General features: G+C 65.6%; 26 protein-coding genes and 1 tRNA gene. 14 read left to right on the top strand and 13 right to left on the bottom strand.

Features of this window, described 5'->3' with window-relative positions; genetic code table 11:
• Positions 1-7 precede the first annotated feature (7 nt).
• Together pcrA and ACUYMZ_RS05965 are read right to left on the bottom strand one after the other, a co-directional pair.
• Positions 8-2542, bottom strand: a complete 2535-nt coding sequence (gene pcrA / locus ACUYMZ_RS05970) for a DNA helicase PcrA (RefSeq protein ID WP_481602422.1) — start codon at positions 2540-2542, stop codon at positions 8-10.
• A 33-nt stretch (positions 2543-2575) separates the two neighbouring features.
• Entirely contained in the window at positions 2576-3244 is a 669-nt protein-coding gene (locus ACUYMZ_RS05965; RefSeq protein ID WP_481602421.1) for a response regulator, read from the bottom strand.
• A 114-nt stretch (positions 3245-3358) separates the two neighbouring features.
• On the opposite strand from ACUYMZ_RS05965, the gene ACUYMZ_RS05960 reads away from it, so the two are divergent.
• Genes ACUYMZ_RS05960 through ACUYMZ_RS05950 form a run of 3 tightly spaced genes read left to right on the top strand, consistent with a single transcriptional unit; the run spans position 3359 to position 6332 of the window.
• Positions 3359-4543 (top strand): sensor histidine kinase, encoded by a 1185-nt coding sequence (locus tag ACUYMZ_RS05960; protein ID WP_481602420.1) that lies wholly within the window; start codon positions 3359-3361, stop codon positions 4541-4543.
• A complete protein-coding gene (locus tag ACUYMZ_RS05955; protein WP_481602419.1) occupies positions 4540-5670 on the top strand; it encodes a hypothetical protein in 1131 nt (376 codons plus the stop codon). The genes ACUYMZ_RS05960 and ACUYMZ_RS05955 overlap by 4 nt, the downstream gene beginning before the upstream one ends.
• Positions 5667-6332 carry a LuxR C-terminal-related transcriptional regulator gene (locus tag ACUYMZ_RS05950; RefSeq protein WP_481602418.1) on the top strand — a complete coding sequence of 222 codons (666 nt, stop codon included), beginning with the start codon at positions 5667-5669 and terminating at the stop codon, positions 6330-6332. The genes ACUYMZ_RS05955 and ACUYMZ_RS05950 overlap by 4 nt, the downstream gene beginning before the upstream one ends.
• Here ACUYMZ_RS05950 and wsfD read toward each other — a convergent pair.
• The 8 genes from wsfD to ACUYMZ_RS05910 form a co-directional block, all read right to left on the bottom strand.
• Positions 6306-7922, bottom strand: coding sequence for a glycan biosynthesis hexose transferase WsfD (wsfD, locus tag ACUYMZ_RS05945; RefSeq protein ID WP_481602417.1), 1617 nt, complete (start codon positions 7920-7922; stop codon positions 6306-6308). The two genes, ACUYMZ_RS05950 and wsfD, sit on opposite strands and share 27 nt — an antisense overlap.
• Positions 7915-8784, bottom strand: coding sequence for a septum formation family protein (locus ACUYMZ_RS05940; protein WP_481602416.1), 870 nt, complete (start codon positions 8782-8784; stop codon positions 7915-7917). The genes wsfD and ACUYMZ_RS05940 overlap by 8 nt, the downstream gene beginning before the upstream one ends.
• Positions 8774-9367, bottom strand: a complete 594-nt coding sequence (gene xrtS / locus ACUYMZ_RS05935) for an exosortase S (RefSeq protein ID WP_481602415.1) — start codon at positions 9365-9367, stop codon at positions 8774-8776. Before xrtS ends, ACUYMZ_RS05940 begins: the two co-directional genes overlap by 11 nt.
• A complete protein-coding gene (locus ACUYMZ_RS05930) occupies positions 9367-10005 on the bottom strand; it encodes a glycosyltransferase family 2 protein (RefSeq protein WP_481602414.1) in 639 nt (212 codons plus the stop codon). Before ACUYMZ_RS05930 ends, xrtS begins: the two co-directional genes overlap by 1 nt.
• Positions 10002-10727, bottom strand: coding sequence for a glycosyltransferase (locus tag ACUYMZ_RS05925; RefSeq protein WP_481602413.1), 726 nt, complete (start codon positions 10725-10727; stop codon positions 10002-10004). Before ACUYMZ_RS05925 ends, ACUYMZ_RS05930 begins: the two co-directional genes overlap by 4 nt.
• A gap of 88 nt (positions 10728-10815) precedes the next feature.
• Positions 10816-10998 (bottom strand): hypothetical protein, encoded by a 183-nt coding sequence (locus ACUYMZ_RS05920; RefSeq protein WP_426006199.1) that lies wholly within the window; start codon positions 10996-10998, stop codon positions 10816-10818.
• 40 nt (positions 10999-11038) lie between these two features.
• Entirely contained in the window at positions 11039-12355 is a 1317-nt protein-coding gene (locus tag ACUYMZ_RS05915) for a PVV-CTERM domain-containing choice-of-anchor G protein (protein ID WP_481602412.1), read from the bottom strand.
• Positions 12356-12492: 137 nt separating this feature from the next.
• A complete protein-coding gene (locus tag ACUYMZ_RS05910) occupies positions 12493-13338 on the bottom strand; it encodes an inositol monophosphatase family protein (protein ID WP_426006197.1) in 846 nt (281 codons plus the stop codon).
• 33 nt (positions 13339-13371) lie between these two features.
• On the opposite strand from ACUYMZ_RS05910, the gene ACUYMZ_RS05905 reads away from it, so the two are divergent.
• Complete coding sequence (locus ACUYMZ_RS05905) at positions 13372-13995, top strand: hypothetical protein (RefSeq protein WP_481602411.1); 624 nt, start codon at positions 13372-13374, stop codon at positions 13993-13995.
• A gap of 28 nt (positions 13996-14023) precedes the next feature.
• Here ACUYMZ_RS05905 and ACUYMZ_RS05900 read toward each other — a convergent pair whose 3' ends face one another.
• On the bottom strand, positions 14024-14809 hold the full coding sequence (locus ACUYMZ_RS05900) for a DUF998 domain-containing protein (protein ID WP_481602410.1): 786 nt from the start codon (positions 14807-14809) through the stop codon (positions 14024-14026).
• A 109-nt stretch (positions 14810-14918) separates the two neighbouring features.
• On the opposite strand from ACUYMZ_RS05900, the gene ACUYMZ_RS05895 reads away from it, so the two are divergent.
• The 3 genes from ACUYMZ_RS05895 (at position 14919) to ACUYMZ_RS05885 (ending at position 15831) form a co-directional block, all read left to right on the top strand.
• Positions 14919-14991, top strand: a tRNA-Arg gene (locus ACUYMZ_RS05895).
• Position 14992: 1 nt separating this feature from the next.
• Positions 14993-15436, top strand: coding sequence for a DUF6314 family protein (locus tag ACUYMZ_RS05890; protein ID WP_481602409.1), 444 nt, complete (start codon positions 14993-14995; stop codon positions 15434-15436).
• Positions 15433-15831, top strand: a complete 399-nt coding sequence (locus ACUYMZ_RS05885) for an NUDIX hydrolase (RefSeq protein WP_442423910.1) — start codon at positions 15433-15435, stop codon at positions 15829-15831. The genes ACUYMZ_RS05890 and ACUYMZ_RS05885 overlap by 4 nt, the downstream gene beginning before the upstream one ends.
• A 59-nt stretch (positions 15832-15890) precedes the next feature.
• Here ACUYMZ_RS05885 and ACUYMZ_RS05880 read toward each other — a convergent pair whose 3' ends face one another.
• Positions 15891-17804 (bottom strand): ABC transporter ATP-binding protein, encoded by a 1914-nt coding sequence (locus ACUYMZ_RS05880; protein WP_481602408.1) that lies wholly within the window; start codon positions 17802-17804, stop codon positions 15891-15893.
• Complete coding sequence (locus ACUYMZ_RS05875) at positions 17801-19468, bottom strand: ABC-F family ATP-binding cassette domain-containing protein (RefSeq protein ID WP_481602407.1); 1668 nt, start codon at positions 19466-19468, stop codon at positions 17801-17803. The genes ACUYMZ_RS05880 and ACUYMZ_RS05875 overlap by 4 nt, the downstream gene beginning before the upstream one ends.
• Before the next feature lie 201 nt (positions 19469-19669).
• Between ACUYMZ_RS05875 and ACUYMZ_RS05870 the strand changes: the two genes are divergently transcribed.
• The 7 genes from ACUYMZ_RS05870 to ACUYMZ_RS05840 all read left to right on the top strand — a co-directional run bounded on the left by ACUYMZ_RS05870 (position 19670) and on the right by ACUYMZ_RS05840 (position 25648).
• Positions 19670-20392, top strand: coding sequence for a hypothetical protein (locus tag ACUYMZ_RS05870; RefSeq protein WP_426006190.1), 723 nt, complete (start codon positions 19670-19672; stop codon positions 20390-20392).
• A complete protein-coding gene (locus tag ACUYMZ_RS05865; protein WP_426006189.1) occupies positions 20389-21096 on the top strand; it encodes a hypothetical protein in 708 nt (235 codons plus the stop codon). Before ACUYMZ_RS05870 ends, ACUYMZ_RS05865 begins: the two co-directional genes overlap by 4 nt.
• Positions 21097-21346: 250 nt before the next feature.
• Entirely contained in the window at positions 21347-22165 is an 819-nt protein-coding gene (locus ACUYMZ_RS05860) for an amino acid ABC transporter substrate-binding protein (RefSeq protein WP_426006188.1), read from the top strand.
• Complete coding sequence (locus ACUYMZ_RS05855; RefSeq protein WP_481602406.1) at positions 22166-22825, top strand: amino acid ABC transporter permease; 660 nt, start codon at positions 22166-22168, stop codon at positions 22823-22825.
• A complete protein-coding gene (locus tag ACUYMZ_RS05850; protein WP_426006186.1) occupies positions 22812-23618 on the top strand; it encodes an amino acid ABC transporter ATP-binding protein in 807 nt (268 codons plus the stop codon). Before ACUYMZ_RS05855 ends, ACUYMZ_RS05850 begins: the two co-directional genes overlap by 14 nt.
• Before the next feature lie 95 nt (positions 23619-23713).
• Positions 23714-24616 (top strand): hypothetical protein, encoded by a 903-nt coding sequence (locus ACUYMZ_RS05845; protein WP_481602405.1) that lies wholly within the window; start codon positions 23714-23716, stop codon positions 24614-24616.
• A gap of 3 nt (positions 24617-24619) precedes the next feature.
• Positions 24620-25648 carry a hypothetical protein gene (locus ACUYMZ_RS05840; RefSeq protein ID WP_481602404.1) on the top strand — a complete coding sequence of 343 codons (1029 nt, stop codon included), beginning with the start codon at positions 24620-24622 and terminating at the stop codon, positions 25646-25648.
• Positions 25649-25660 lie beyond the last annotated feature (12 nt).

The raw sequence follows: 25660 nt of genomic DNA, 5'->3' as shown, positions 1-25660 counted from the left end.
TGGGTCTTCAGGCGTCCAGTTTGGTGAGCGGCGCGTAGCGCAACAGCAGGCGCTTCTCGCCGACGTCGAACTTCACCTTGGCGACCGTCTTGTCTCCCGCGCCTTCAACACCGAGTACCACCCCGTTGCCAAAGCTGGTGTGGTTGACTTTGTCCCCCACCGCCACCGCAATGACTTCCTTCTGCGGCTGGACACGGTTGCGCGCGACGGCGGCAGGCACGTCGGCGTCGAACCCTGCGGTGGGGCTGGCAGCCGCCCCGCGGGAGGTGCCGGCACCCCAGAAGGACCCGCCGTAGCGGTTGGAACCGATGGGCGCACTGCCCCATCCCCCGGCCTGGCGGCTCATGCCCTCGCGCTTCCAGTCCACGAGTTCCGAAGGGATCTCTTCCAGGAACTGGCTGGCCGGGTTGTACTGGCTCTGACCCCACATGTTGCGGACCTCGGACCGCGTCACGTAGAGGCGCTTCCTGGCCCGGGTCAGGCCGACGTAGGCAAGGCGGCGCTCCTCGGCAAGTTCCTTGGGATCGGTGGCAGAGCGCTGGTGCGGGAAGATCCCGTGTTCCATGCCTGTCAGGAACACCACCGGGAACTCCAGGCCCTTGGCCGTGTGCAGCGTCATCAGGGTAACAACGCCCAGGCGCTTGGCTTCCGCGACGGCGGCATCGATGTCCGCTCCCGGAGCGTCCGGGATCTGGTCGGCGTCTGCCACCAGGGACACCTGCTCCAGGAATTCACCGAGCGATCCCTCCGGGTTGTCGCGTTCGTATTCACGGACAACGGCCACGAGTTCAGCAAGGTTCTCCACGCGGGACTCGTCGTGGGGGTCGTTGCTGGCACGCAGCCCGGCCAGGTAGCCCGTCTGCTCAAGGACGGCTTCCAACGCAGCGGCAGGGCCCGAGCCCGCGGCTACCTCGGCGAGGTCGTCCAGCAGTTTCACGAACCCTTGTACGGCGTTGACCGAACGGGTGGCCATGCCCGGCGCTTGGTCTGCGCGGCGGGCGGCCGCCATGAACGACGTCCGGTCCCGTTCCGCGAGGGCGGCCAGGGCGCCTTCGGCACGGTCGCCGATACCGCGCTTGGGTTCGTTGAGCACCCTGCGGAGATTGACGTCGTCATCCGGGTTGACCAGTACCCGAAGGTAGGCCAGGGCGTCCTTGATTTCCTTGCGTTCGTAGAAGCGTGTTCCACCGACCACCTTGTAAGGCAGGCCCACACGCACCAGAACATCTTCGATGGACCGGGACTGCGCGTTGGTGCGGTAGAAGATGGCGACGTCTCCTGGACGCAGGCCTTCCTCATCCTGGAGGCGGTCGATTTCCTTGGCGATGAACTGGGCTTCGTCGTGTTCGTTCTCGCCCACGTAGCCAATGATTTTCTCGCCGTCCCCTTCAGCCGTCCAGAGCCGCTTCTCCTGGCGGTTGGGGTTGCGGGAGATGACGGAGTTGGCTGCGCTGAGGATGTTCTGTGTGGAACGGTAATTCTGTTCCAGTTTGATGGTGCGGGCGCTCGGGTAGTCGTGCTCGAACTCCACAATGTTGCGGATGTCTGCGCCGCGGAAGGCGTAGATGGATTGGTCGGAGTCGCCTACCACCGTCAGTTCGCTCGGCTCCACGCCACCCTCCGCGCTCAGGCCCACGATCTCCCTGACCAGCGCGTACTGAGCATGGTTGGTGTCCTGGTATTCGTCCACCAGGACGTGACGGAACCGGCGGCGGTAGGACTCTGCGAGCGCGGGGAAGGCTCGGAACATGAAGACGGTCTGCGCAATTAGGTCGTCAAAGTCCATGGCGTTGGCCTGGCGCAGCCGTTGCGTGTAGCCCTTGTAGACCTCTGCCACGGCGGTCTCGAAAGGATCGTTGTAGTTGGCTCCGGACGCGAAGGAGTCGTCATCCACGAGCTCGTTCTTCAGCGCCGAGATCTTGTGCTGGATGGACTTGGGCGGGAACTTCTTGGGATCCAGGTCCAGGTTCTTGGCCACCAGCGTGATGAGCCGCAGTGAATCGGCGGAGTCGTAGATGGAGAAGTTGGAATTCAGCCCGACATTGGCCGCTTCCCGGCGCAGGATACGGACGCAGGAGGAGTGGAACGTGGAGATCCACATGGCTTTGGCACGGCCGCCCACCAGGGCCTCGATGCGCTCCCGCATCTCAGCGGCGGCTTTGTTGGTGAAGGTGATGGCGAGGATCTCGCCGTGGTGGGCCCGCTTGGTGGCAATCAGGTAGGCGATCCGGTTACTGAGCACACGGGTCTTGCCGGAGCCTGCACCGGCCACGATCAGCAAGGGGCTGCCCGCGTGCTTGACGGCCTCTTCCTGCTGCGGGTTCAGGCCCTGCAGCAGGGCATCCGCACCGGGTAGTCCGGAATGGCCCTCCCCGGACCAACTGTTGGGTGCCGTGCCGTCCCCGGTCCCGGCGTTTGCGCCCCCAACTGAGGTGCGGGAGCCGCCGCTTCCGGCGTGCGAAAGCTCCGGGGCAGCTTTGGCTGCGGCTCTGGAGCCAGCGTTGAAGGGGCCGTCGGCATAGGGATCGAACAACATATCCATGGTGCCTACCAGTCTAGGCGGTGGGTGCGACACTCATTGATCGGAGTCGTTGAGCAGCCATCCTCCGGCCACCAGCCGCTCCCGCAGTGCCAGGCGGGTCAGTGGTTCCTGGTCCTCCTGGAACTTCCGGCGCACGGACGCCAGGTGTTTCTTCACCCCGTCCACCGAGATGCCCAGCATCCGTGCCGTGTCAGCCATGGTGGCCGCCACGCCGCCGAGGTAGACGGACACCACCTGGTGTTCCCGTGCGGAGAGCTGGGGCCCGGCCTGTCCGTCCGCGATGGCGGCGGCCACCTCGTCCGTGATGCACGGCAGCCCCTTGGCTGCGTTCCGCACCGCCATCTCCACCACGTCGGCCGGTGCGGTCTTGGGGATGTAGGCCAGCGCACCGGCGGACATCGCCTGCCTCATGACCGCCGGTTCAAGGATGGAGCTGCAGACCACCACCTGGGGGCCGGCCGAGATGATGGCCTGGATCTTGGCGCGCAGGGGCACCTGGTCTCCCAGCAGGACATCGAGGATGACGACGTCGGACAGCGCGCCGATGTTTGCCGCAGCCTCGGCCCAGGAAGCAAACCGCCCCACCACCTGGATCCCGGAAGAATTCGTTTGGAGCCACTCGGCCAGGCCCTCGCGCAGCACGGCGTGGTCTTCCACAATGTCCACCTCGATGGTGGGCCGGGACAGCGGGTATCGCGTCAAACCTTGCCTCCCCCTTTTATGATGTGGCTAGGTCGTCATCAGTTTAAGCGACACGTTTCGGGGGGAACATTCATGGGGGCATGGTTGGGCGGGGCCGCCATACGGCGGTTGGACATGGATCATTCGGGCCTGTTGGCCCGCGCTGGTGCTGTCATCAGCTTCTCTTTCGTCGCGGGTGCGTGGCTGTACTTGCGGCCGGCCGTGGGCGGGCCCGTGTGGCACCGTGTGGCGGTGACACTGCTGGTGGCTGTGGTGTTCGTGTGCCTGGCAGCCATGTTGAAGACGGACGCCTGGCCGTTGCGCCTGATCATCGTGTTCAGCCTTACCCCGCTCTCGGAACTCGCTGCCGGCGTGGACTTCCGCCTGGACTCCGAGTCCTTGTTGGTTGCGCACTCCATGCTGATGGCTGCGAGCGCTTCGGTGGTGCTGTCTTTGCGCGGTTCGTGGCAGTCCGCGGCCTTCACTGCCTTCCTGGGTGCCATGGTGTTCGGCCATACGGTGGCTACGTCCTTGGTCCACGGGCTGGGCCCTACTACCGTCCTGACGCTTCTGGCGGCCTGGTCCATCATGTTGGCGATCCGCTGGGCGGTTCCCCCGGCCTTGGCGCAGTACCGGCGGGACCAGGATGTTTGCCGGAAGTCGCTGGAGGCCCAGGCTGCGGCCCATCAACGCATGAGTGCGCGGCAGCAGGACGCACGGACGCTGCATGACACCGTCCTGCGGACGCTGGCCGTCATTGGACGGGGCGGCGAGGGTGCCACCCCGGACGAACTGCGGGAGCTGGTTTCCGCATCAGCGTACGACGGCGGCAGCCCGGGCTCCGCTGCCAACGGCAGCGCATCGGCGCGCGAGGCGGGTGACGCCCAGGGTGACGGAAAAACGGTGGCGCCGTCCGCCGTCGTGGTTGGCTCCAACGGTGCAGACGCAGTGGGGATGCTGGAGCGCATGGCGGAACGCCGGAGCGGAAACGGTTGTACCGTGGAGGTCTTCGGCGAGGCCGGGACGTTGCCGGAGGGCTTGGCCGCAGCGATTTGTGATGCCGCCGACGAATGCGTAGTGAACGCGGTCCGGCACTCGGGCACTGAACGCGTGGATGTTTTGCTGTCCCGTACCGGGTCAAGGGTCTGCGTGGTCATCAGCGATTCCGGGACGGGGTTTGATCCGGGCGCGATTCCGGCGGACCGGCTGGGCGTCCGGCATTCGGTGGTGGAGCGCATGCGCGCCGCCGGAGGGGCGGCCAGGGTGATGTCCAGCCCGGGACGGGGAACCACTGTGGTCCTTGATGCGGAGGTTCCTTGAGGTCCCCGCTCCTGGCCTCCGACGCGGCAGGGCCCTTGTTCATTTCCCGGTCCATCCTGGTGGTCACTGCCTTGGCCACTTGGATACTGTCCTTCGTTGCCACCACCGGTTCTGTGGACGGGAGCCCGGCCGACCACGCCCGTCTGGGCGCGCTGACGTTCGATTTGCTGGGTTTGGCCATGGCCCTTTTGGCCTCCGACCCCCGGACACGGCGTCGTGCCCTTCCGTACCTGCGTCTGCTGTGGCTGGGATCCTCCATGGTCTCTGGTGTCATGACCGCTTCACTCGTGACGCCTACGTCCGGTTATTCGGCCCTGACTTTCAACGTGTTGCTGGGGACGTCAATGGTGTTCCTGGTGGCCATGCGCTGGGACCTGCCGGGGTTTTTGCTCCTGGTGGTTCTCAACGCAGTGCTCAGTGGTTTCTACTACTCCCTGACGCCGCGGTTCGGGTCAGGCGAGGGAGCACTGATCTTCTTCCTGTCCCTGATGCCGGGCCTGCTGGGGGCCGCCGCCGTGGTGGTCCTGCGCAGGTACCTGACGGACGCGGACGCGACGGAATCCGCCCACCTTGAGGGGGCGGAAGCCGGTGACGGCGCAGGCGGTCAGGGCACCGGGGACGATCTTGCCCTGCTCCACCGCCAGATCCAGGACCTTTACGCGCAGGTGGCCGCTGCCCCCTCCGTTCCCTTGGCTCCGGAGCTGTCGCAGCAGGCCCAGCGGTTGGCCGGGCAGTTGAGGGCCCGGCTGCTGGTGGCCGGTAGCAAGGACTGGTTGACCGAGTCCCTGACTTTGGCGGACATGGACACCGTGGTGGCCGTGGTGGCACAACCTGACGTGGTGGCACGGATTCCGCACGCGTCAAGGCCACGGATCCTGGCAGTTACCATGTTGCTTGCGGCTCCGGTGGACCATGACGCCGCCGGCGAAGAGCTCTCCCGGCAGCTCCACATCTTCGTCGAACCGCATCTGGAACGGACCGTGCAGGTCACCTGGAACGTGGCCGGACTCCGGCCCAGCCGCTGCACGCCCGCTTTGTGGAGCGAGATCGAAGCCCTGGGCGTGCCCCGGGTCCTGTCCACCCCTGGCGGTGCCAGCATCACCATCAGGATTGAGGCAGAAGCATGACATCGGCCCGTGTGCTGGTGGTCGACCAGCATCAACTGATCATCGACACCCTGGATGCCTGGCTGCAGGCCAACGCCCCCGACCTCGTGGTGGAGGACGGATGGCGGGCAGTCCCTTTCGCCCAGGACCCGGCTGCCGTGCGGCCCCCCGCATGGTTGCCTGCCGGAAAGGGGGCGGCCGTTGCCATCCTTGGCACTCTTGACCACCACTCGGAGTTGATTCCTGCCGTGCAATGGCTGATAGCCGCAGGCTTCCGCGTGGTGGTCCTCGCGGCAACCGCAGACGGTTGGGAAGCGGGGGCCGCCATGGCGGCCGGAGCCCACGCCTACGTCCCCAAATCCGCAGGCCCGGTAACCATCGAAGAGGCCATCAGGGCGGCAGTGGATGGACAGCAGTATCTCCACCCGGAGGCCGCCGGAGTCATCCTGGACACCCCTCCGCAGCGGGTCAAGTTGTCACCTCGTGAACAGCGTCTTGCCCAGCTGTACCTTGGCGCCGACGCCCTGTCCGTCCGCGGGGTTGCGGACGCCCTGGACATCAGCGAACAGACCGTCAAAGCCCACCTGCACCGCATCCGCCAGCGCTACGCTGCGGCGGGAATCAAGGTCGGCAATGTGATCAGCATGCGCAAACAGCTACATCTTGACGGCTGGATCACTTGACCCGCGATCGGAGGCAAGGATGCTGATGAGCGCAACCAGCAGGGGCACGCAGAGTGCCGCCAGGAAAGCCGTCACGATCAGCTGGCGGTAGATCTCCGGCTGCCCGGAACCCAGCACCACCACCCAGAACTGGAGCCATCCCCCGGCTACCATGACTACCGCCAGGCGCCCGATCGCAGCGCCTCGACGGAAGGCAACGGCCAGGCCCAGGAGCATGGTCAGCAGTTGCATGGCCACGAGGACCACCGGCGCCGCCTTCATTGCCGTCAGGAGCCCCAGCATCACCGGGAAGCGCCGGTCCTTGGCAAACGGTTCCTCCCCGGAGTCCTCCATGAAGGAGCCTACGTAGCGCAGTTCGGGTGAGAGCATCGCGGAGATTCCCCGCTCCCCCATGCCAATCAAGCGTTCAGGGTGGGTCGCGTAAAAGCCGGCCAGCTTCAGCGGTGTCACCTGTTCCCTGAACTGGTGGAAGTTCGGGTTGGTGACTGCTGAACCCGCGGACGCTGCCGTGGTTCCGCCGGCAGTGGCGAAGCTTTCGTCCAGGCCCAGCCAGGCAAGGTCTTCCTCCGGCGTGAGAGAGTGGGGCAGCAACTCGGCGAAAACGGCATTGTAGAGGTTCAGGTCCGCCGTCCGCCCTGGTTGGGCAGCGACCACGGCCGCGGAGACGCCAACCAAAGCCACCGCCGCCACGAGCGGCAGGGTCCTGCGGCGCCACCACCCCTGTTGTCCCGGGTTCCTGGTACGCGTTGCACCCCTACTCCGCCCGGAAGGCACCCACAGCAGCGCCAGAACCAGCACAGGAAGCCAGGACACCATGGAGGGTTTCGCGGAGACCAGGAAGGCCCCGGCCACCACCACCCCTGCCACGGCCAACCAGCGGACTCTCCGGCCATTCCAGTAGTGCAGCAAAGCCACGGCCAAACCCAGGATCCCCAGGAAAGCGGCAGGTTCCGGATACGGCGAAATGAAGAATGCAGCAAACACCCCGTCTGCCATCACGGCGACAACCAGCCCGGCCACCAGGAGCCGGAAGTTGGTGCGGCCCGGCAGTACCAGGACCAGGGCGGCGATCAGCGCGCCGAACACCACACAGCCCACCAGGCCCACGGCCCGCATATCCAGGCCCGGACCCCAGCCAAGGACCGGAGTGAGCAGCTTGCCAAGCCACAGGAGCACAAGCTGCGAGGACATCACCGGTTCGCCGCTTCCGCCGGCGCCGCATGCTTCCCCAAAGAATTCGTGCGGGACCCAGCGGGGGTAGATGTACCGGGTGAAATCGGAATAGTCCCACGGGCGGACATTGGTGACGCCCAGGAAGCACGCCAGGCCGTGGCCGTCGCCTTGATCGGCCATCCCCGAGGGCGAGGGCACGAACAGCCGCACCACCATGGCCACGGCTGCCACCAGACCTGCAAGGATCGCCGGGAGCAGCGCAGGCCGGCTGCCCAGGTCACCGGGGCCCAGCAAGCGGGCAAGGAAGCGGGCAATCCGCCGCACGGGGCCCGGTGATGTTCCCCTGGCGGGACGTACCCTCAAGGGCGCGAATTCTCCAGTTCCGCTGCTTTGTTCTTCAGTCCTTGCCTCAACCATTGGTGACACCTCCGACCGGGGCCAACGTTCCCGTCCACGGCGCGGGTACTTCCTGGCGGGGTGCCACGCCGCAGCGGATCGCGCGTGCACCGCCGTCGATCCTGACGATGGGCCGCACTTCCACGTTCTCCGGCAGGGTATCCACCTTGAGGAACTCCAGGACGAACGGCAGGCACCGTTGCACTTGGGCTTCCCTGCCCACCAGGGACGCGTCCTGACCGAACCAGGCGCTGACGTCCTCCGTGGTGTGGGGCTCGGAACAGGTGGTGTCCGTGCCTTCCGTAGCCAGCACCCCGTCCTTGATGTCCTGCGCATAGCACAACCGGATGGTGGCAGAACCGGGCGCGGCGAGCGCACCCTCCAAGTCCATGGTGCTTTCCCGCGGACTCCCGTCAGGGGCGGTCAGCAGGACGTCGCACCTGACCGTCCGTTCTCCGGCAGCCCATCCGGCACGGCTCGGGTAGTACGCCGTGATGGTCATGCCAGCGGTGGCATCCCGGTCCACACCGCCCAGGTACTTCCGGAGTTCAGAGGCAGGGCACAGATTGCCGGTGGCGTCCTGCAGTTGCTCTGGAAACGGGCGTTCCGGGTAGGTGGCCAGTGCTGCCGGGACCTGGGCCGTCAGGAACGTCTGTGATGTATGCGGCTCGGTGCAGGGCACCGCCGGCGAACCGTCACTGGGCGAGGCGAACTCCTCCGGCGTGGTCAGGCTGTGGCAGAGTCCCACCACCGCGGTTTGGTCCGTCGAGGCAGTAACCACCGCGGCTCCGGATGCCCCGCCGCTCCGGGCATCGCCGCAGCCGGACCCGGCGAGCAGCACTCCCAGCCCCAGGGCCGCGGCCCGAAACAGGTTACGCGGCACGCTTGCCCTTCCCGCCGGCCTGCTTGTCGTGGCGGACGACGGCGGCACGCACCAGCACGATGATGGCGGCCACGAAGCCAAGAATCACCACGAAGGAACCGAGGAAGTGGTGCATGAGGTCGAATCCCTGCTGCCCCCAGCTCTGCTGCGCGGCGGCGATCATGAAATACCTGGTGGCATTGCTGATGCACACGATGACCAGCGCCAGGAAGGCTGCGGGCAGCAAGCGTGACACCGGGATGCGGCCCATCAGGAACAGGATTCCTGCCAAAGCGGCGATGGGTGTCAGGAGCACGGCGCTGGAACACAGTCCCGTGACCATCAGCGCGTAGGGCTGGCCGCCCCCGACGTTGTGGAAGATGATGTCGTCCACGCTGTAGGAGGCGCCCCCCAGGATCCCGTCGAAGACCGTGGCCATGAGCCAGGCCTCTGCCGCCCTCACGGTTTCCTGCTGCAGCATGGCCACGGCAGCGGCAGCCAGGAACAATAATCCGGGTATTCCCCCGCCGCGTCCGCCACGGACGGGGAGGGCACGTGGTCCGAGTGGAAGTGCGGGGCCGCTGGTTTCTGCGCTCGTGGCCATCAGGCTTCCTTCGCTAGGAGTTTGGCGTCGTTCTCATGGTTGCGCCGGGTCTTGGCCCAGCCTTGGCGCCCGGTGATCAGGCGGTAGGTGGCCCGGAGCACGGTGACATAGTTCTGGTACATGTAGATCCAATAGCCAAGGCCCCACCCGACACCGAGCAGGAAGTTCTTCTCCGGCGTGACCTGCCTGCGGTAGACAAGTCCCCAGAGGGCAAACGGCAGCACGCCAGTGGCAAAGATCAAGGGGATGATGTACCAGGCCTCCGTGATCCACGCCTGGAAGCTCCCCATGGTCAGTGACCCTTGCGCCACCATGGTGACAAACAGGGTGGGCCAAAGGACCAGCCCGATGATCTGGATGAAGGGCTGGATGAGGAAGTAGCTCGATTCGATGGCGCCGACATTACTGAAATACGGCGATTCGAAGATCCGCTTCAGGTAGGTGCTGCACTGCATCCCCCCGTGGCACCAGCGGGTCCGCTGCGTGAGGAGTCGCCGGACATCCGGCAGCGCTTCCTGGGCCACATGGGTGTCGTGCATGTAGACCGTTTTGTAGCCGCCCAGCATGATGTGGATCGCCAGCTCGTAGTCCTCCAGGAGGGCGCCGTGCCACGGTTGCCCGGACGTTCTGGCGATCACGTCCAAGGCGGAAAGCCGGGTGAACTGTCCATTTCCTCCAGGCCCACCGTCAGGGTGTGCCTGCGCAGGGACTGCATGGCGGCGATGGTGGTGCGGAACTCCATGTCCTGCATCAGGACGAGGTAGCGGCCGAAGGCCCGCTTGATGCGGTCCCGGCCCTTGCCTCCCACCAGGTCGGGGTCGTCCAGGTTGGACATCCAGACGGCGGTCTGCGCGGCGCCGACTTCCGGGTCGCCGAAGGCGAGGGGACCGGCCGCCTGACGGAAGGCGTTATCCGCAAGGTGACCGTCGGCGTCGACCACCAGGACGATCACCGAGGAACGGTCGACGCCGGGCGGCAGCCACCGGTCCAGGGTCCGGTAGGCGGCGTTGAGCGCATCGCCCTTGCCGGTGCGGGCCAGGGGCCTGCGCCGCCGGACGAGGTGGACCATGCTGTCCCGGTCCGCAGCGGCCTCCACCAAGGCGGCGGTGGCGTCGTCGCTGTCGTCATCGACCACCCAGACATGCGCCCCGGGAAACTTTCCGCGGAGCAGTTCCAGCGTTTTTCCAATCACCACTTCCTCGTCCCGGCACGGAACGAACACATGCCACGAGAAGGCGGAGGGGTCACCCTCGGGGTCCGGCTTGCGCCGCAGGAACGGCACCAGGATCACCAGGATGTAAAAGAGAAATACCACCAACAGCACAAAAGCCAGTGCCTGTGCGGACTCGAGTACCGACATTTACTTCCGATGCTTGGGCATGGCCTGGGGTCAGGCCAGGGAAATGGGTGGCGGGACGGCCCTTGCAGGGGCCGCCCCGCCGATGGTGCTACGGGTTGGGGCCCGTACCGCGCTTCGTAGCCTTGAGCCTGCTGTTGCGCAGGACCACGAAGCCGGTTACCAGCAGGGCGATGCCAACCAGGATGACCCAGCCCAGTGCGGGCGCACCCGTCACGGCAAGGGCGGTTCCTCCTGCGGCGGTACCGCCTGCAGTCCAGTTATGGCCGTACATAGCGTGTTCTCCTTTCGCTGCTGCTGATGCGCCGGAGCGATCAGGCAGCTGCTGCCGCGACCTGGCGGCGCGAGCGGACGAACAGCCAGGTGAACAGCGCCAGGAGTCCCACGCCACCGCTGATGGCCAGGGTGTCCGCGTTCACCAGCGGGATCGCTGCCGCGTCGAGGTTCGGACCAACGGTGGCGCTGGCCAGATCCACGGTGGCGATGGAGCCGCCGGCCACGCCAACCTGCAGCGCGGTCTGGGTAAAGGCGCCCGACGGTGCCGTCTCCTGCACGTTGACGCGGGCTGACACCAAGGCGGTCAAAGCGTCGCCCAGCGGGGTGACGAGGCTGGCAGTCAGGCCGCCCACCAGGGTGTTGATGGCGGTTTCCAAGGTGCCCACGGCAAGGAGGGCCGTGGTCTTGGCGATGTTTGGCAGTCCAAGCGGCGGAATGGTGTCAGGCAGTGCCTCCACGGCGCTCCGGGTGGTGGCCAGCGTGGTGGCCAGGATGCTTTGGATCTTGGTGGACACCGCTGCCGGGAGGAAGGAGACCAGGTCCGTGCCGGCAGGCAGCGAGTTCAGGTCGGAGACGCCTGCCGCAGCCAGCAGATCCGCTTCCGTGATCTCGATGACGCCGCTTGCCAGCGGGTTGGTGATCGGCAGTCCTACGGCGCCCAAGGCAACGTTGGCGGTGGTCAGCAGCGGGTCCACGGCGCTGGCCACACCCTGGACAATCGTGCCGCCGACTTCGGCCGAAACCCCGGCAACCGAGTAGGCGCCCTGCGGTGCGGCGCCCTGGTCCTTCCTGGCGGCTGCGGCGAGCGTGTCGATGTCCAGGGTAACGTTCACCAGGTCAGCGCCGCCCAGGATAGCGGCCGTGCCTGCGGTGATGCGCGCCGCCGGGATGGCCGGGTCACCGGAGGTCGGCAGGCCGGCCGGCAAGGTTACCAGGCCGGGTGCGCCACTGACGGTCCCCGAGAAAGCTTCCGAGGAGCCGTCGTTGACGGCCTTGCCGTACTGGCTGACGGCACCGACCTGGATGATGCCGTTGTTCTGCAGCAGCGGGATGTTCCCCGCGCCCACATTCACTACGCCGAACACGGCGCTGAGGTCCAGGGGCGTGCTGTTTTCGATGACTGCAGGACCGCTTGGCGGCGTACCGATCTGCTCGGCCGTTGCCGCACCGTTGGCGGCAAGCCCGGCGAAGTCCGGTATGGCTACGACGGTGCCGTCAATGATCTGGCCGCTGCCCACCGAAATGACATCGGTGGGGGCGGCATTGGCGGCAGGAACCGCTACGAGGCCCATGGCCAGCACCGATGCGGCAGTAGCGCCGACGGCAGCAGGCCAGAGCTTGCTCTTGTTATTCAAGTATTTCCCCCTTGCGAACGCTGCAGGACAGGGACCGGCAGCTGAGATTGCGGGGCACAATCACCCCCGGTGCAAACTAACAAGGGCGGACGGCCCTGCCCGGGGAGGTACCCGAAGGGGTTAACGCGTTCCGGTGCCTAAGCGAACTGCGGAACAGAGGTGAGGGCGGCACGCAACTCGCGGACCGCCGTCGTACCTCCTGCCATGAACCAGTTCATTCCGTTGACCTGCACGACGGCGGTGTCCCCGCCTGCCGCGCGGACGATCGCCTTGCCGGGGAGCCAGTCCCACTCCGGGCAGCTGTGCTGGAACCAGCAGCCCAGCTCGCCGTCGGCGACGCGGCCAAGGTCGCAGGACCCGGAACCGAACATTCGAAGGGACGCTGCCGTAATTGCTGCGGCATGCCACGGCATGGCGGTCCTGGGGTCGGCGAGCCACGTGGGGTGGATGTACGTGGCCGCGCACAGTTCAGCCACGGAAGTCTCCCCCGCGCCGGAAATGGGTTCATCGTTCAACGTGGCAGGCCTGTCTTCGCCGCCCAGCCACAACTTGTCCGGTTCAGGCTGGTAAATGGCGCCCAGGATCACTGAGGGGTCCGCCACCGGGTTGCCGCCGCGATCGGAATCGTCGCGTTTGAGCGCAATGGCAGAGCACCAGTAGCTGGAACCGTGCAGGAAGTTGTAGGTGCCGTCCACGGGGTCGATCACCCAGGTCCGGCCGCTGGTGCCGGCCACGGATGCGCCTTCCTCGCCGAGGATGCCATCATCCGGGCGGCAGCGGCGCAACTGTTCCAGCACATACGCCTCGGCCGCGCGGTCGGCCGCCGTGACGACGTCGGAAATCGATGTCTTGCGTTCGCCCTGCAGTCCACCCATCCGCATCAGCAGCGCCAGTTGGCCTGCCTCACGGACCAGGGCGCTGGCCAGTTGGTAATCGTCAAGCGAAGGGTCGAGTTCAGTAGCGGTGTGCCTGCCAGTGGTCATGGCTCCAGCTTATGTGGCGGGATAATGAATGGCATGGCCAAGACACCAGCACAGCGCATCAAGAAGCACGGGGCCAAAGCAGTGGTTCCCCAACACTCGCTGCCGCCCGTCATCAACCCCACTACCCAGCGGACGCCGCAAAAAGCGCAGGGCAATTCGAGGCTGATCGTGATCGCGGGAGTGGTGGCCAGCCTGTTCCTGTTCTGGTACCTCCACCTGCTGACACTCAACCAGATGACCCAGCTTTCCGACGGCATGGCCATGCCCGACTCCCTGATTGGCGGTTTCTCCCAGGACTACGTGGCCCAGCTCCGAGGTGCCATGGACGACAACGACCGGGGCCAGCTCAATTACATCCATAAGACGGCGGGCACCCTGTTCCCGCTGATCTTCGGCTTTACCTGGCTGCTGCTGATCGGCAGCAACGTGGCCCGCAAGGCATTGCGCTGGGCCATGTGGGCTGCTCCCCTGCTGTTCGCCGTGGCGCACTTGTGGTCCAACGCCGCGATCGACTCCATGCTCACCCCGGAAACGCCCGACGCCGGTTCGGTCGCCTTGGCCTCGGGCCTCACCGTGGCGTCGTGGGTGCTGTTCTTCGTCAGCCTGGCCTGCGGGGTGGCGGCGGTCTTTCTGGGCCGGAAGCGCGCCAATAAATAATTCGCAGCGCCAGACGCGGCAGCCGCCGTCATGTCCGGCTGCGCGCGGCCTTCCGTTCCGCAGACACCCGCTGGGCGATCACCAGGCCTGCGGCTGACAGGCCGATCGTTACCGGGTAGCCCATGAGCCGCTCCAGTGTTCCCGGTTGCGGCACCTCCATCCGGGTCAACCCGCCTACCACCAGGGCCCCAATGCACAGCGCCCCGCAGGCTGCGATGAACCAACTCATGGGCGTCTGCCGGAACCACAGTATTCCCAGCAACAACAGGGCAAAACCACCGCCGATGAAAAACATCAGCGCACCCGCGAAATGCCACGGTGAGGCGTAGTCCTCCGGCACGAGGCCCACTATGACGGTTCCCGCCCCTGCCACGGCGGTCAGGATCCGCACAGCGACGGCGAGGACCCAGGACTTGGACAACACGCGGGCGGATCCGTTGCCGGCAACTTCCTGGAAACGGCGGGCACGGGCACCTGGCCTCGCGGCTACGCACAAGATCCCGGCCCCCAGCAATGCCGCGCCCAGGAGCAAGGCCAGCCCCTGGACCACAAAAGAGGCGTTCATCAGCAGATGCAACGGCGAGCAGACGTCCCGGTCCTCGTAGACCCCGCAGGAAACCGCGCCGAGGTCGCTGATGAAACCCGTTGCCCGGCTGTACGGTTGGGGACCCGCCCATGCCTCGATGACGGCGGCCTCCGCCACGAAATACTGGACGACGCTCAAATGCGCCCAGCCGCCGATGTTTGCCCGGATGCTGCGGACATCGGGAAGGAACGTTCCCGCTGCTGAAGGTGCTGTGCCGTGCCCATTCATGGTGGCCAGCCTAGCGGTGTTCGGGGAGCGGCCCCGCAGCTTGTATGCTTGTAGTCGTGTCCGGGCCAGGGAGCTCCAGCAGTGGGATTCATGCGCCAAGGACGCACAGGCCCTCGTAGCTCAGTGGATAGAGCACGGCTCTCCTAAAGCCGGTGTCGTTGGTTCGATTCCAATCGAGGGCACTTGAACCACCAGCAGCCTCCCCGGGACCTGCAGGCCTACCTGGCCGGCAGCTGGAGTGTGGAGCGGACACTCGTAGACCGCGCCACCGGCACCCGCGGTACCTTCACCGGCGTCGTACGTTACACCAGGAACCCCGACGGCGGGCTGGATTACCGCGAAGACGGCACCATGCACTGGCCTGCCCATTCAGGGCCGGCGTTCCGTGAATACCTCCTCAAACCCGGAGCCGACGGCCAGACCATGGACGTCTTCTTTCCGGACGGACGGCCTTTCCACGTGATGAGCTTCGCCGCCCACGCCAACCAGGACAAGCACTGGTGCGACCCGGATGACTACTACGTCAACTACACCTGGCAAGGTCCGGACGCCTTCAGCTTCACCTGGGATGTCCGCGGCCCGGCGAAGGACCTGCTGCTGGAATCGCAGTTGAGGAGGACTGTATGAACGTAATCGTGGTCAGCGCAGTGTGCGTCTACAACCAGGCCGGTCAACTGCTCACCGTCCGCAAGCGCGGCACGGACAAGTTCATGCACCCCGGCGGGAAGCCGGAACCGGGCGAAACAGCCGCCCAGGCGGCATCACGGGAACTGGCGGAGGAAGTCGGCATCGACGTACCGCCGGCGGAGCTTGAGCCCATGGGTGTGTGGCATGCCGTTGCCGCCAATGAAGCAGAAACCACGATCGAGGCGACGGTCTTCACCGCGCCCGGCACTTGGGAGGCGCATCCCTCGGCGGAAATCGCCGAGATCCGCTGGCTGGACCTGCACGCGGAACTTCCGGGCGATCTCGCCCCGCTCCTGACGGACCACGTCCTTCCAGCCCTCGCCTCCCCCAACTAGGTCGCAGTTGTGCGCGTTTTGAGCTCTCAAAACGCGCTTAACTGCGACCTACTTGGGTGCTAGTGGTCGGGGACTGCCTCCTGGGCGACTGCGGCTGCTTCCGCGAACTGGGTGCGGTACAGCTCTGCGTACCGGCCGTCGGCCGCCAGCAGCTCGCTGTGCGTACCCCGCTCCACGATCCTTCCGTCCTCCACTACCAGGATCGCGTCTGCCGCGCGGATAGTGGACAGGCGGTGGGCAATCACGACGGCGGTACGCCCCTCGAGTGCCTCCCCCAGGGCCGCCTGGACAGCGGCCTCGTTGGTGGAGTCCAGCGCTGCCGTGGCTTCGTCCAGGATGACCACCCGCGGTTGCTTGATGAGCAGGCGGGCGATGGTCAGCCGCTGACGCTCCCCGCCCGAAAGCCGGTAGCCCCGTTCCCCCACCACGGTGTCAAGGCCGTCGGGCAGGGACCGGATCATGGGTTCCAGGCGGGCCCTCCGCAGCACGTCCCACATGTCGTCCTCGGTGGCGTCCGGCCTGGCAAGGCGCAGGTTGGAGGCGATGGTCTCGTGGAACAGGTGCCCGTCCTGGGTCACCATGCCCAGGGTGTCCCGCAGGGAGTCGAACCGCGCATCCCGGACATCAACGCCCGAGCCCGGCCCGTCGCCACCCAACCGGACAGCGCCGGAATCCACGTCATAGAGGCGCGAGAGCAACTGGGCCACCGTGGATTTGCCCGCGCCGGAAGAACCAACCAAGGCAACGGTCTGGCCCGGCTCAACCCGGAAGGCCACACCGTGCAGGACTTCCTCGCCGCCACGGGTGTCAAGGGTGGAGACCTCTTCCAGCGACGCCAGCGAGACCTTGTCGGCGGCGGGGTAGGAGAAGCGCACGTCGTCGAACTCCACGGCCACCGGGCCTGCGGGGATGGCGACGGCGTCCGGCTTCTCGCTGATGAGCGGCTTGAGGTCGAGGATTTCGAACACCCGCTCAAAACTGACCAACGCGCTCATGATTTCCACCCGCGCGTTGGACAGCGCGGTCAGCGGCGCATACAGGCGGGTGAGCAGCAGTGCCAGGACCACGACGTCGCCGGGAGCCAGCTGGCCCCCGATGGCAAGCCACCCACCCAGGCCGTACACCAAAGCCAGCGCCAAGGCCGATACCAGGGTCAATGCGGTGACGAACGTGAACTGCAGCATCGCCGTGCGGATACCGATGTCCCGGACCCTTCCGGCCCTGGCGGCGAACTCACGTGACTCCTCGTCGGGCCGGCCGAAGAGCTTCACCAGCGTGGCACCGGGCGCGGAGAACCGCTCCGTCATCTGCGTACCCATGGCAGCGTTGTGGGCGGCGGCTTCGCGGCGCAGGTCTGCCAGCCTGGACCCCATGCGCCGGGCCGGAATGAGGAACACCGGCAGGAGGATCATGGCCAGCACAGTCACCAGCCACGAGGTACTCAGCATGACAGCCAGGGTAAGGACCAGCGCCACGACGTTGCTGACCACGCCGGACAGCGTTCCGGCGAACGCGGACTGGGCTCCGATGACGTCGTTGTTCAACCGGCTCACCAGGGCGCCGGTGCGTGTCCGCGTGAAGAAAGCCACCGGCATTCGCTGCACGTGGTCGAACACCCGCGTGCGCAGGTCCACGATCACGCCCTCACCGATCGTCGAGGACAACCACCGGGTGAGCAGTCCCACCCCCGCCTCGCCGACGGCAACCACAGCAATGAGGACGGCCAGCCAGATGATCGTTCCTGCTCCGGCCTTCCCGATGATCGCGTCAACAACCTGGCCGGCGAGCACGGGGGTGGCCACAGCAAGGATTGCTCCGGCAACCGAGGCCACCACGAAGGCTATGAGCTTGCCTTTGTGCGGTGCCGCAAAGCCGAGGACCCGCTTGAGGGTCGCCTTGGAGAAGGGCTGCGAGCCGCTCTGGGCCCGCGTCAGTTTGTACAGCGAGCTCCAGGCCACGCCATCCATGCTCATCGTTGCTTCTCCTGACCGGGAACGTGGTGCAGCTCCTGGACGCGTCCCTGGTCCACGTGCCACCGCGAATCCAGCCGCACGTTCTCCAGCAGCCGACGGTCATGGGTCACCAGCAGCAACGCACCCTCGTAGCTTTCCAAAGCCTCTTCCAATTGTTCGATCGCCGGCAGGTCCAGGTGGTTGGTAGGTTCATCCAGCACCAGCAGGTTCACGCCACGGGCCTGCAGGAGCGCCAGGGCCGCTCGCGTCCGCTCCCCCGGCGACAGCGAGTCCACGGTCCTGGACGTGTGGTCCGCCTTGAGGCCGAACTTCGCCAGGAGGGTGCGTACGTCGGCGCTGGCCCAATCCACCAGCACGGCTTCCACCGCATCGCCAAGCCGCCGCCCGCCGTCGAGCAGTCCGCGCGCCTGGTCGATTTCGCCGATGGAGACGGAGGCACCCAGGGTAGTATCGCCGTCGTCAGGTGCCTGGGTCCCCAGCAGCAGGCGCAGCAGAGTGGATTTCCCGGCCCCGTTGGGGCCCGTAATGCCGATCCGCTCACCGCCGTTGAGCTGCAGGCTGACAGGACCCAGCGTGAAGCTGCCTTGACGTGCGACGGCGTCCCGCAAGGTGGCGACCACGGCGCTGGAGCGGGGCGCCTGGCCGATGCTGAACTGGAGCTGCCACTCCTTACGGGGCTCCTCCACCTCGGTGAGCCGGGCGATCCGCGACTCCATCTGCCGCACCTTCTGTGCCTGCTTCTCGGAAGATTCAGTGTTGGCCGCGCGCCTGATTTTGTCATTGTCCGGACTCTTCCGCATGGCGTTGCGGACACCCTGGGAGCTCCACTCCCGTTGCGTCCTGGCCCGGGAAACGAGGTCCGCCTTGGTGGCCGCGTATTCCTCAAAGCGTTCCCGGGCATGGCGTTTTGCGATGGCCCGCTCTTCGAGGAAAGCTTCGTAACCGCCGTCGTAGACCGCCACGGAGTTCTGCGCCAGGTCCAGCTCCACGATCCTGGTGACGCAGCGGGCCAGGAACTCACGGTCATGGGACACCAACACCATGCCACCCCGCTGGCCCTGCACGAAGGCTTCCAGCCGGGCCAGGCCGTCGAGGTCGAGGTCGTTGGTGGGTTCGTCGAGGAGGACGACGTCGAAGCGGCTCAGCAGGAGGGCGGCGAGCGCCACCCGTGCCGCCTGGCCGCCCGAGAGCCCGGTCATGAGGGCGTCGGCGCCCGGTTCAAAGCCCAGGTCTGCCAGCACTGCGGGAATGCGGTCTTCGAGGTCGGCCGCGCCGGACGCCATCCAACGGTCGAACGCTGCCGAGTAGGCGTCATCTGCACCGGGCGCGCCGGAGCCAAGCGCCTCGGCACTGGCTTCCATCTCTGCCGTGGCCCGGGCGCATCCGGTGCGCCGGGCGATGGACCCGGCCACAGTCTCGCCGTCGATCCGCTCGTGCTCCTGGGGCAGCCAGCCGACGAATGCGTCCGACGGCGCCAGGCTGACCGTGCCTTCCTGCGGACGGTCGACGCCGGCCAGGATGCGCAGCAGCGTGGACTTCCCCGCGCCGTTGGCACCCACCACGCCCACCACGTCCCCGGGCGCCACCGTCAGCGACAGTTTGGAGAAGAGGGTACGGTGGCCGTGTCCGCCGGCCAGGTCCTTGGCCACCAAGGTTGCAGTCATGTGTCTGTCCTCTCGCGGCCCGCGCTCAGGCGGGCATGGAAAAACCCGCTGGTCCGGACTTGGGGGGTGTACGGACCAACGGGTTCAAGCATCAAGCATAATTCAATGTGGCCTCCGCGTAAAATCAAGATGTACCCCACCCGCCATCCTCCTTGCAGCCCTGCGGGGAACCGCCAGTTTGAAAGATCCAGAAAGCTCTACATGCCCCTTCAGTCCAAGGCATTCCAACGATGGCTCCAAGGCGTTGCGCCCGACGCCAGCACGGCCGACGTCTGCAGGATCTCCGGGATCAAACGAACAACCTTGGCCCAGCAGCTGGTCCGGGGAAAGGTGGCGGAATCCACGCTGGTCAGCATCAGCCGCGCCTACAACATCAACCCGGTGCAGGCCCTGGCCACGTTCGACCTTTACGCGGACCTTCGCGGAGAACCGGTTCCGCCGACGTCATGCGAACTGGTAAGCCAGGTGGCCACCACGGACCTGTTGCGTGCGGTGGTTGAACGGAGCGAACCGGGATCGATTCCGCCGGGCCGCCTGTCTGATCCACCGCACCCCACCGCTGTGCGGAACTGGGTGGACGCGATCGACGACGGCGAGTTGCGGCACCGCGTCAGCGAAGCCACCGGCATCGCCCCCCAGAACTTCTCGGCACATCTGACGGCCAACAGGCTTCCCCCCGAACTGGCGATCGCAACGTCCCGGGCGGCCGGCGTCGGACCTGCCGGCGGGCTCGTAGCCAGCGGGCTGATCACCGAAGCGGAGGCCGGATGGCCGTTGCGCGGCCGTCAGGAAGCGTTGGACAGCATGACCTTGGGCGCCTTGGTGACGCTGGCCGGTGAACGGCTACAGGCCCTCGGCAAGACCCTTCGAAGACAAGAACAAGACCAGGAACACACGGAACGGATTTGGGAGAACCTCGGATGACAGCTGTCCTGCCCTGGGCAACGCTGATTGTTTGCCTGGCCATCACGGTGGCGCGTATCCCCAGCCTGCTGCGCGGGGAGAACCGTGTGGTCTTCTACATCTTCGCGCTCATCACGCTCGACATCTTCCTCAGCATCGAAGGCCCGTACATGGCCATCGACGCCGTGCTGGGCGGCATGAACGTGACAAACCTGATCCTGCGTTTCCTGCTCTACGGGACGTTCCTGCTGATGGGCTACAAGATTGCCACCGGCTTCGACTCCAAGTCGGCGGTCCAGGCCATCAGGGGGCCATGGGGGCTGGCGGTCCTTGCCCTTACGGCGGCACTGACCACTTACTTCTTTGTCATCACGGACACCCGCGGTTCCACTGTGGGCATGAACGGCCTGACGTGGGGCCCTTCCATGGAGGCCTACGCGGCCCTTGGGCGTTTCTATCCGGGCTACGTTTCAGCGTGCCTGCTTCCGGCCATCTGGCGCACCATTACGGGCCGCGCTCCGGGCCTGCTGAGGGCTGCGTCAGTGTCCCTGTTCGTGGGCTTGACCCTGCTCCTGGTGTCGCAGCTTTTCCCCCTGATCCCCGCGGTGCACCTGTGGCTGCGTTCGCTGATCAATTACTCGGCGGTCCTGGCAACAGCGATCGGGCTGGCGGGGATCTGGTTCTCAAAAACCGTGGCAAAGCGAAAAGCACGACTTACGGCGTAAGACTTTCACAAAACCATAATTTCGTGGCACAATCATGAATGTGTGAAAGAGGCCGCAGCCTGACACCGGAATCAGAGAACGGGTTTCCGGTGGATGTGGCGCCCACGGGATCACAATTGGGGGGATGAGTGGTGGCGGGCTGTTGGGGACCGCCCCCACTCAGCCTTTTTAACGGCCGTTTCTGAGCGTGATAATACAGCCGGGCGGTGTTACCCGCTGGTACTTTCCCGCCCGTGACTAAGATGGCTCCATGAACAGCCTTCGCAACCGCCGGTCCGTCCTCGCAGCCACCCTGGCTTCAGTTGCCCTTGCACTGTCGGCATGCGGCGGTGGTTCAACTCCCGCTCAGTCCGGTGGAGGGGATACCTCCCTGTCGGACGTGAAATCCAAGGGCGAACTGGTCATTGCCACGGAGGGCACCTACCGGCCCTTCAGTTTCCATGCCGACGGCGCAGGCGAGCTGACCGGATACGACGTAGAGATTGCCAAGGCAGTCGCAGAGAAGCTCGGCGTCAAGGCCACCTTCCAGGAAACCCAGTTCGACGGCATCTTCGCAGGCCTGGACGCCAAGCGGTTCGACACCATTGCCAACCAGATCTCCATTAATGACGAGCGCAAGGCCAAGTACGACTTCTCGACTCCGTACACTGTGTCCACCGGCGTGGTGGTCACCAAGTCCGATACCTCGGACATCAACAGCTTCGCCGACCTCAAGGGCAAGACCACCGCGCAGTCCTTGACCTCGAACTTCTACAAGATGGCCGTTGACGCCGGCGCCAACGTCCAGGCGGTGGAAGGCTGGGCGCAGGCAGCCACGCTGGTGCAGCAGGACCGCGTGGATGCCACCGTTAATGACAAGCTGACCTACCTCGACTACGCCAAGACCACGCCGGACTCCGGCCTGAAGGTCGCCGCAGAGGCACCGGACAAGACCGAGAGCGCGTTCGTCTTCCGCAAGGGTTCCACGGAACTGGCCAATGAAGTCAACAAGGCACTGGCCGACCTCCAGTCCGACGGAACCCTGGCAAAGATTTCGGACAAGTACTTCGGCGCGGATGTCACCAAATAGATGAACTGGGATCTCGTCTGGAGTTCCTTCGGCCCGCTCGTCACGGGCGCCGTCACCGGCACCATCCCCCTGACCCTGCTGTCCTTCGCGTTCGGCCTCGTGCTGGCGCTCGTGGTCGCGCTCATGCGGCTCAGCCCCAATATCGTGCTCTCCGGCATCGGACGTTTCTACGTCTCGGTGATCCGAGGCACTCCCCTGCTGGTGCAGCTCTTCGTGATTTTCTACGGCCTGCCGAACCTTGGCGTGAAGCTTGATCCGTGGCCCAGTGCCGTCATCGCGTTCTCGTTGAACGTAGGCGGGTACGCGGCCGAGATCATCCGCGCGGCCATTCTGTCGGTCCCCAAGGGACAGTGGGAAGCCGGACACACCATCGGCATGTCCGGCGGTCAGACCCTGGTCCGCATCATCCTTCCCCAGGCTGCACGCGTGTCCGTACCGCCCCTGTCCAACACCTTCATTTCCTTGGTCAAGGACACGTCACTGGCCTCGCTGATCCTGGTCACGGAACTCTTCCGCAACGCCCAGCAGATCGCGGCCTTCAGCCAGGAATTCATGATCCTCTACCTGCAGGCAGCCTTGGTTTACTGGGTCATCTGCCTCGTCCTCTCCACAGCGCAAGCTGCCGTGGAGCGGAGATTGGACCGCTATGTCGCCCACTGACGCACCCCCGCCTTCACAGCCTGCCGCGCTGGTCCTGGAAGCCCGCAACCTGGCCAAGGCCTTTGGCAGCAACGTGGTCCTCCGGGACATCGACCTGCAGATCCGCCGTGGTCAGGTGGTGGCCTTGATCGGACCTTCAGGCTCCGGTAAAACCACGGTTCTGCGGTCGCTGAACGGCCTGGAAATTCCCGACGCCGGCACTGTCACCTTTGGCGGCAACGGCGCCGAAGCCGGACTCGCCATCGACTTCGGCTCCAAAGTGGGCAAGAAGGACATCGCCGCCCTCCGTGACCGCAGTGCGATGGTGTTCCAGCACTACAACCTGTTCCCGCACATGACCGTGTTGAAGAACGTCATCGAGGGCCCGGTGCAGGTACAAAAGCGCCCCAAAGCCCAGGCTATCGAGGAAGCCGTGCGGCTGCTGGAAAGGGTTGGCCTGGGTGACAAGCGCGACGCCTACCCCTTTGAGCTCTCCGGGGGCCAGCAGCAGCGTGTAGGGATCGTCCGCGCCCTGGCGCTGAAGCCTCAGCTGCTCCTCTTCGACGAACCTACCTCCGCCTTGGACCCGGAACTGGTTGGCGATGTCCTGGGTGTCATCAAGGAACTCGCCGAAGAAGGATGGACCATGGTGATCGTCACCCACGAGCTGGCGTTCGCCCGGCACGTGGCGGACGAAGTCATTTTCATGGACGGCGGCGTGGTGGTTGAACGCGGACCGGCGGCCGAGGTTTTGCGGGCACCCCGCCAGGAACGGACCAAGCTCTTCGTCAAACGGCTCCAACACGACGTCTAGGCGCTGGACTGGCGTATCCTCGAAGGGGCTGCACAGCAGGGGAGCCGCGCTTCTTCGGTGCCCAGGTGGCCGCAACAGTCAGCAATGTGGGGGATGTGAAAACTGTGGATGCGACACAGCAACCGGCAGGAAAGACCAGCCGGCGTACGCCGATCATCATCGTGGTGGTGGCCCTGGTCCTCGCCGCCGGAGGCCTTGGCACCTGGTGGGCACTCTCCCGCCCGGAAGGGGCGCAGCGCGCCGATGTAGCCCGCCTGGACAAGCAACGGGTGATCGTGGACACCTCCATGAACCTCTACGACCCGTTGGTGCAGGACTTCACGGCCCGGTACACCAACGTGGTCTCCGAGAGCGCGGATGACCAGGAGAAGGAAACAGTTCTCCAGCAGGAGACGGAGCGGCTGCAGCGCGAGTCCCGCACCAACAGGGCACGGCTGGACCAAATGGCGGAGTCGCCGGCGCTTGGCGACGGCAGCCTTGCCGATGCCTTCAACCGCTTTAAGGAGCATTACGGAGCGGTGGTGGATTACAACGACCAGCGCATTACCAATACGGCCAACATCACCCGCTCGGTGGGAGGCCCCTGCGCACCCCTCCACGCTGACTTGAACGTCACAAGCCCGACATACGCCGAGGACTACGTGAAAACTGCAGATGCCTGCCTTGGGGCGCTGGCGGACGCGAAGGACACCTCGGATCCGGCCACGGTGGAGCTCCTGACGGGGATCGAAGGCGTTATCAAGGGCCAGCGCGATAAGCAGCAGGAGGTCCTGGACGCCACCAGCGAGCTCGAGCGCCTCGCCAAGCGGACCACCGCAGGTGTGGCCCTGCTGGACATCAACGATGCCCTGGGCAAGGTCAGGACCACGTATGAGACAGCCGTCAAGGAAAGCTCCAAGAAGCTTGTTGACGAGGCCAACAGCTCCAACGAGGAACTGGGGCGGGTCCTCAAGGAGCGGCTGGAACGGTTCGATGCCGCCGGCCAGGAGGGGAAATAGGCCATGACCATGGAACAGCCGGACACCACCACGGCACCCGCCCGCCGCAAGCGCAATCCTGCCCTTCTGATCATCGGCATTGCCGTAGCACTGCTGGTCATCGCCGCCGGCACCATAGTCGGCGTCACCCACTTCGCCGGAGAGCAGCGGAAAGAGAGCCTGTCCCTGCTCAAGGATGACCGGCTCAACGCACTCAGTGACGCGCGGGCAAAAGTCTCCCCTGCAGTCAACGCGTATTTGGCCGCTTACAAGGAAGCACGGAACGCGCCGGCGTCCCGTGCCGATGCGGAGAAGGCCAGCCAGAAGCAACGGGATGAATTCAGGCAGGCCTCCGATGCCGCGCGCGCCGCACTGCAGGACGTGAAGTCCAGCCATGGTTCCGGTGAAGATCCGGTGGGTGTGGCCTTACAGCAGCTGGTGGAGTCACACGAGGGCTACTTTGACTACATGGAAGGACTGGTCGACTCCTATCCCCTGTTCGAAGGTCTCTTCCGGGAAGGTGACGAGGCCGGATGCAACGGTCTGTTCGTGGGGTCCAAAGCGTCCAGCCTCCGTGAGCGCCAGACGCTGCTCGCCCAGGCAGCCGGCCCCTGCCGGAAAGCAGCAGGCGATCTGAAACAGTCAAAGAACGCAGCGTATGTAGAGTTTGCCCGAACGTTCGATAACCGGGTGGCTGAGCTGGAGGCCCACGCCGAAGTAACGGCGAAGTCCGAGGAAAGCTACACAGAATTCGTCCGGATCAAGGACGAATTCGAGACCAAGCTCGACGACGCCGAAGCACGCAATGCATCCGATGAGGAATACCGGAAAATCGCTGATGAGGCCAAGGCCGTGAACGCCCAAATACGCGCCAACAGGTCGGAGTTCGACTTTGCCGCGGACCGCTACCTGGACAGGGTACGGGAGATGCCTGACCTGGTGGGGGATGTGTTCTCCAAGAACGTGGCAGCCGACATCAAGCATTTTGACGCGGTCATCCCCTTGCGGGTTCAGGTCCTCAAGGATGTGGTGGACACCGAGCTGGTGGAGTAGCCCGCCGGTGGT

The organism is Arthrobacter sp. T572, assembly GCF_056780115.1.
Note: the sequence above shows the minus strand (reverse complement) of the source record. Positions and strands in the feature narration are given on the sequence as shown.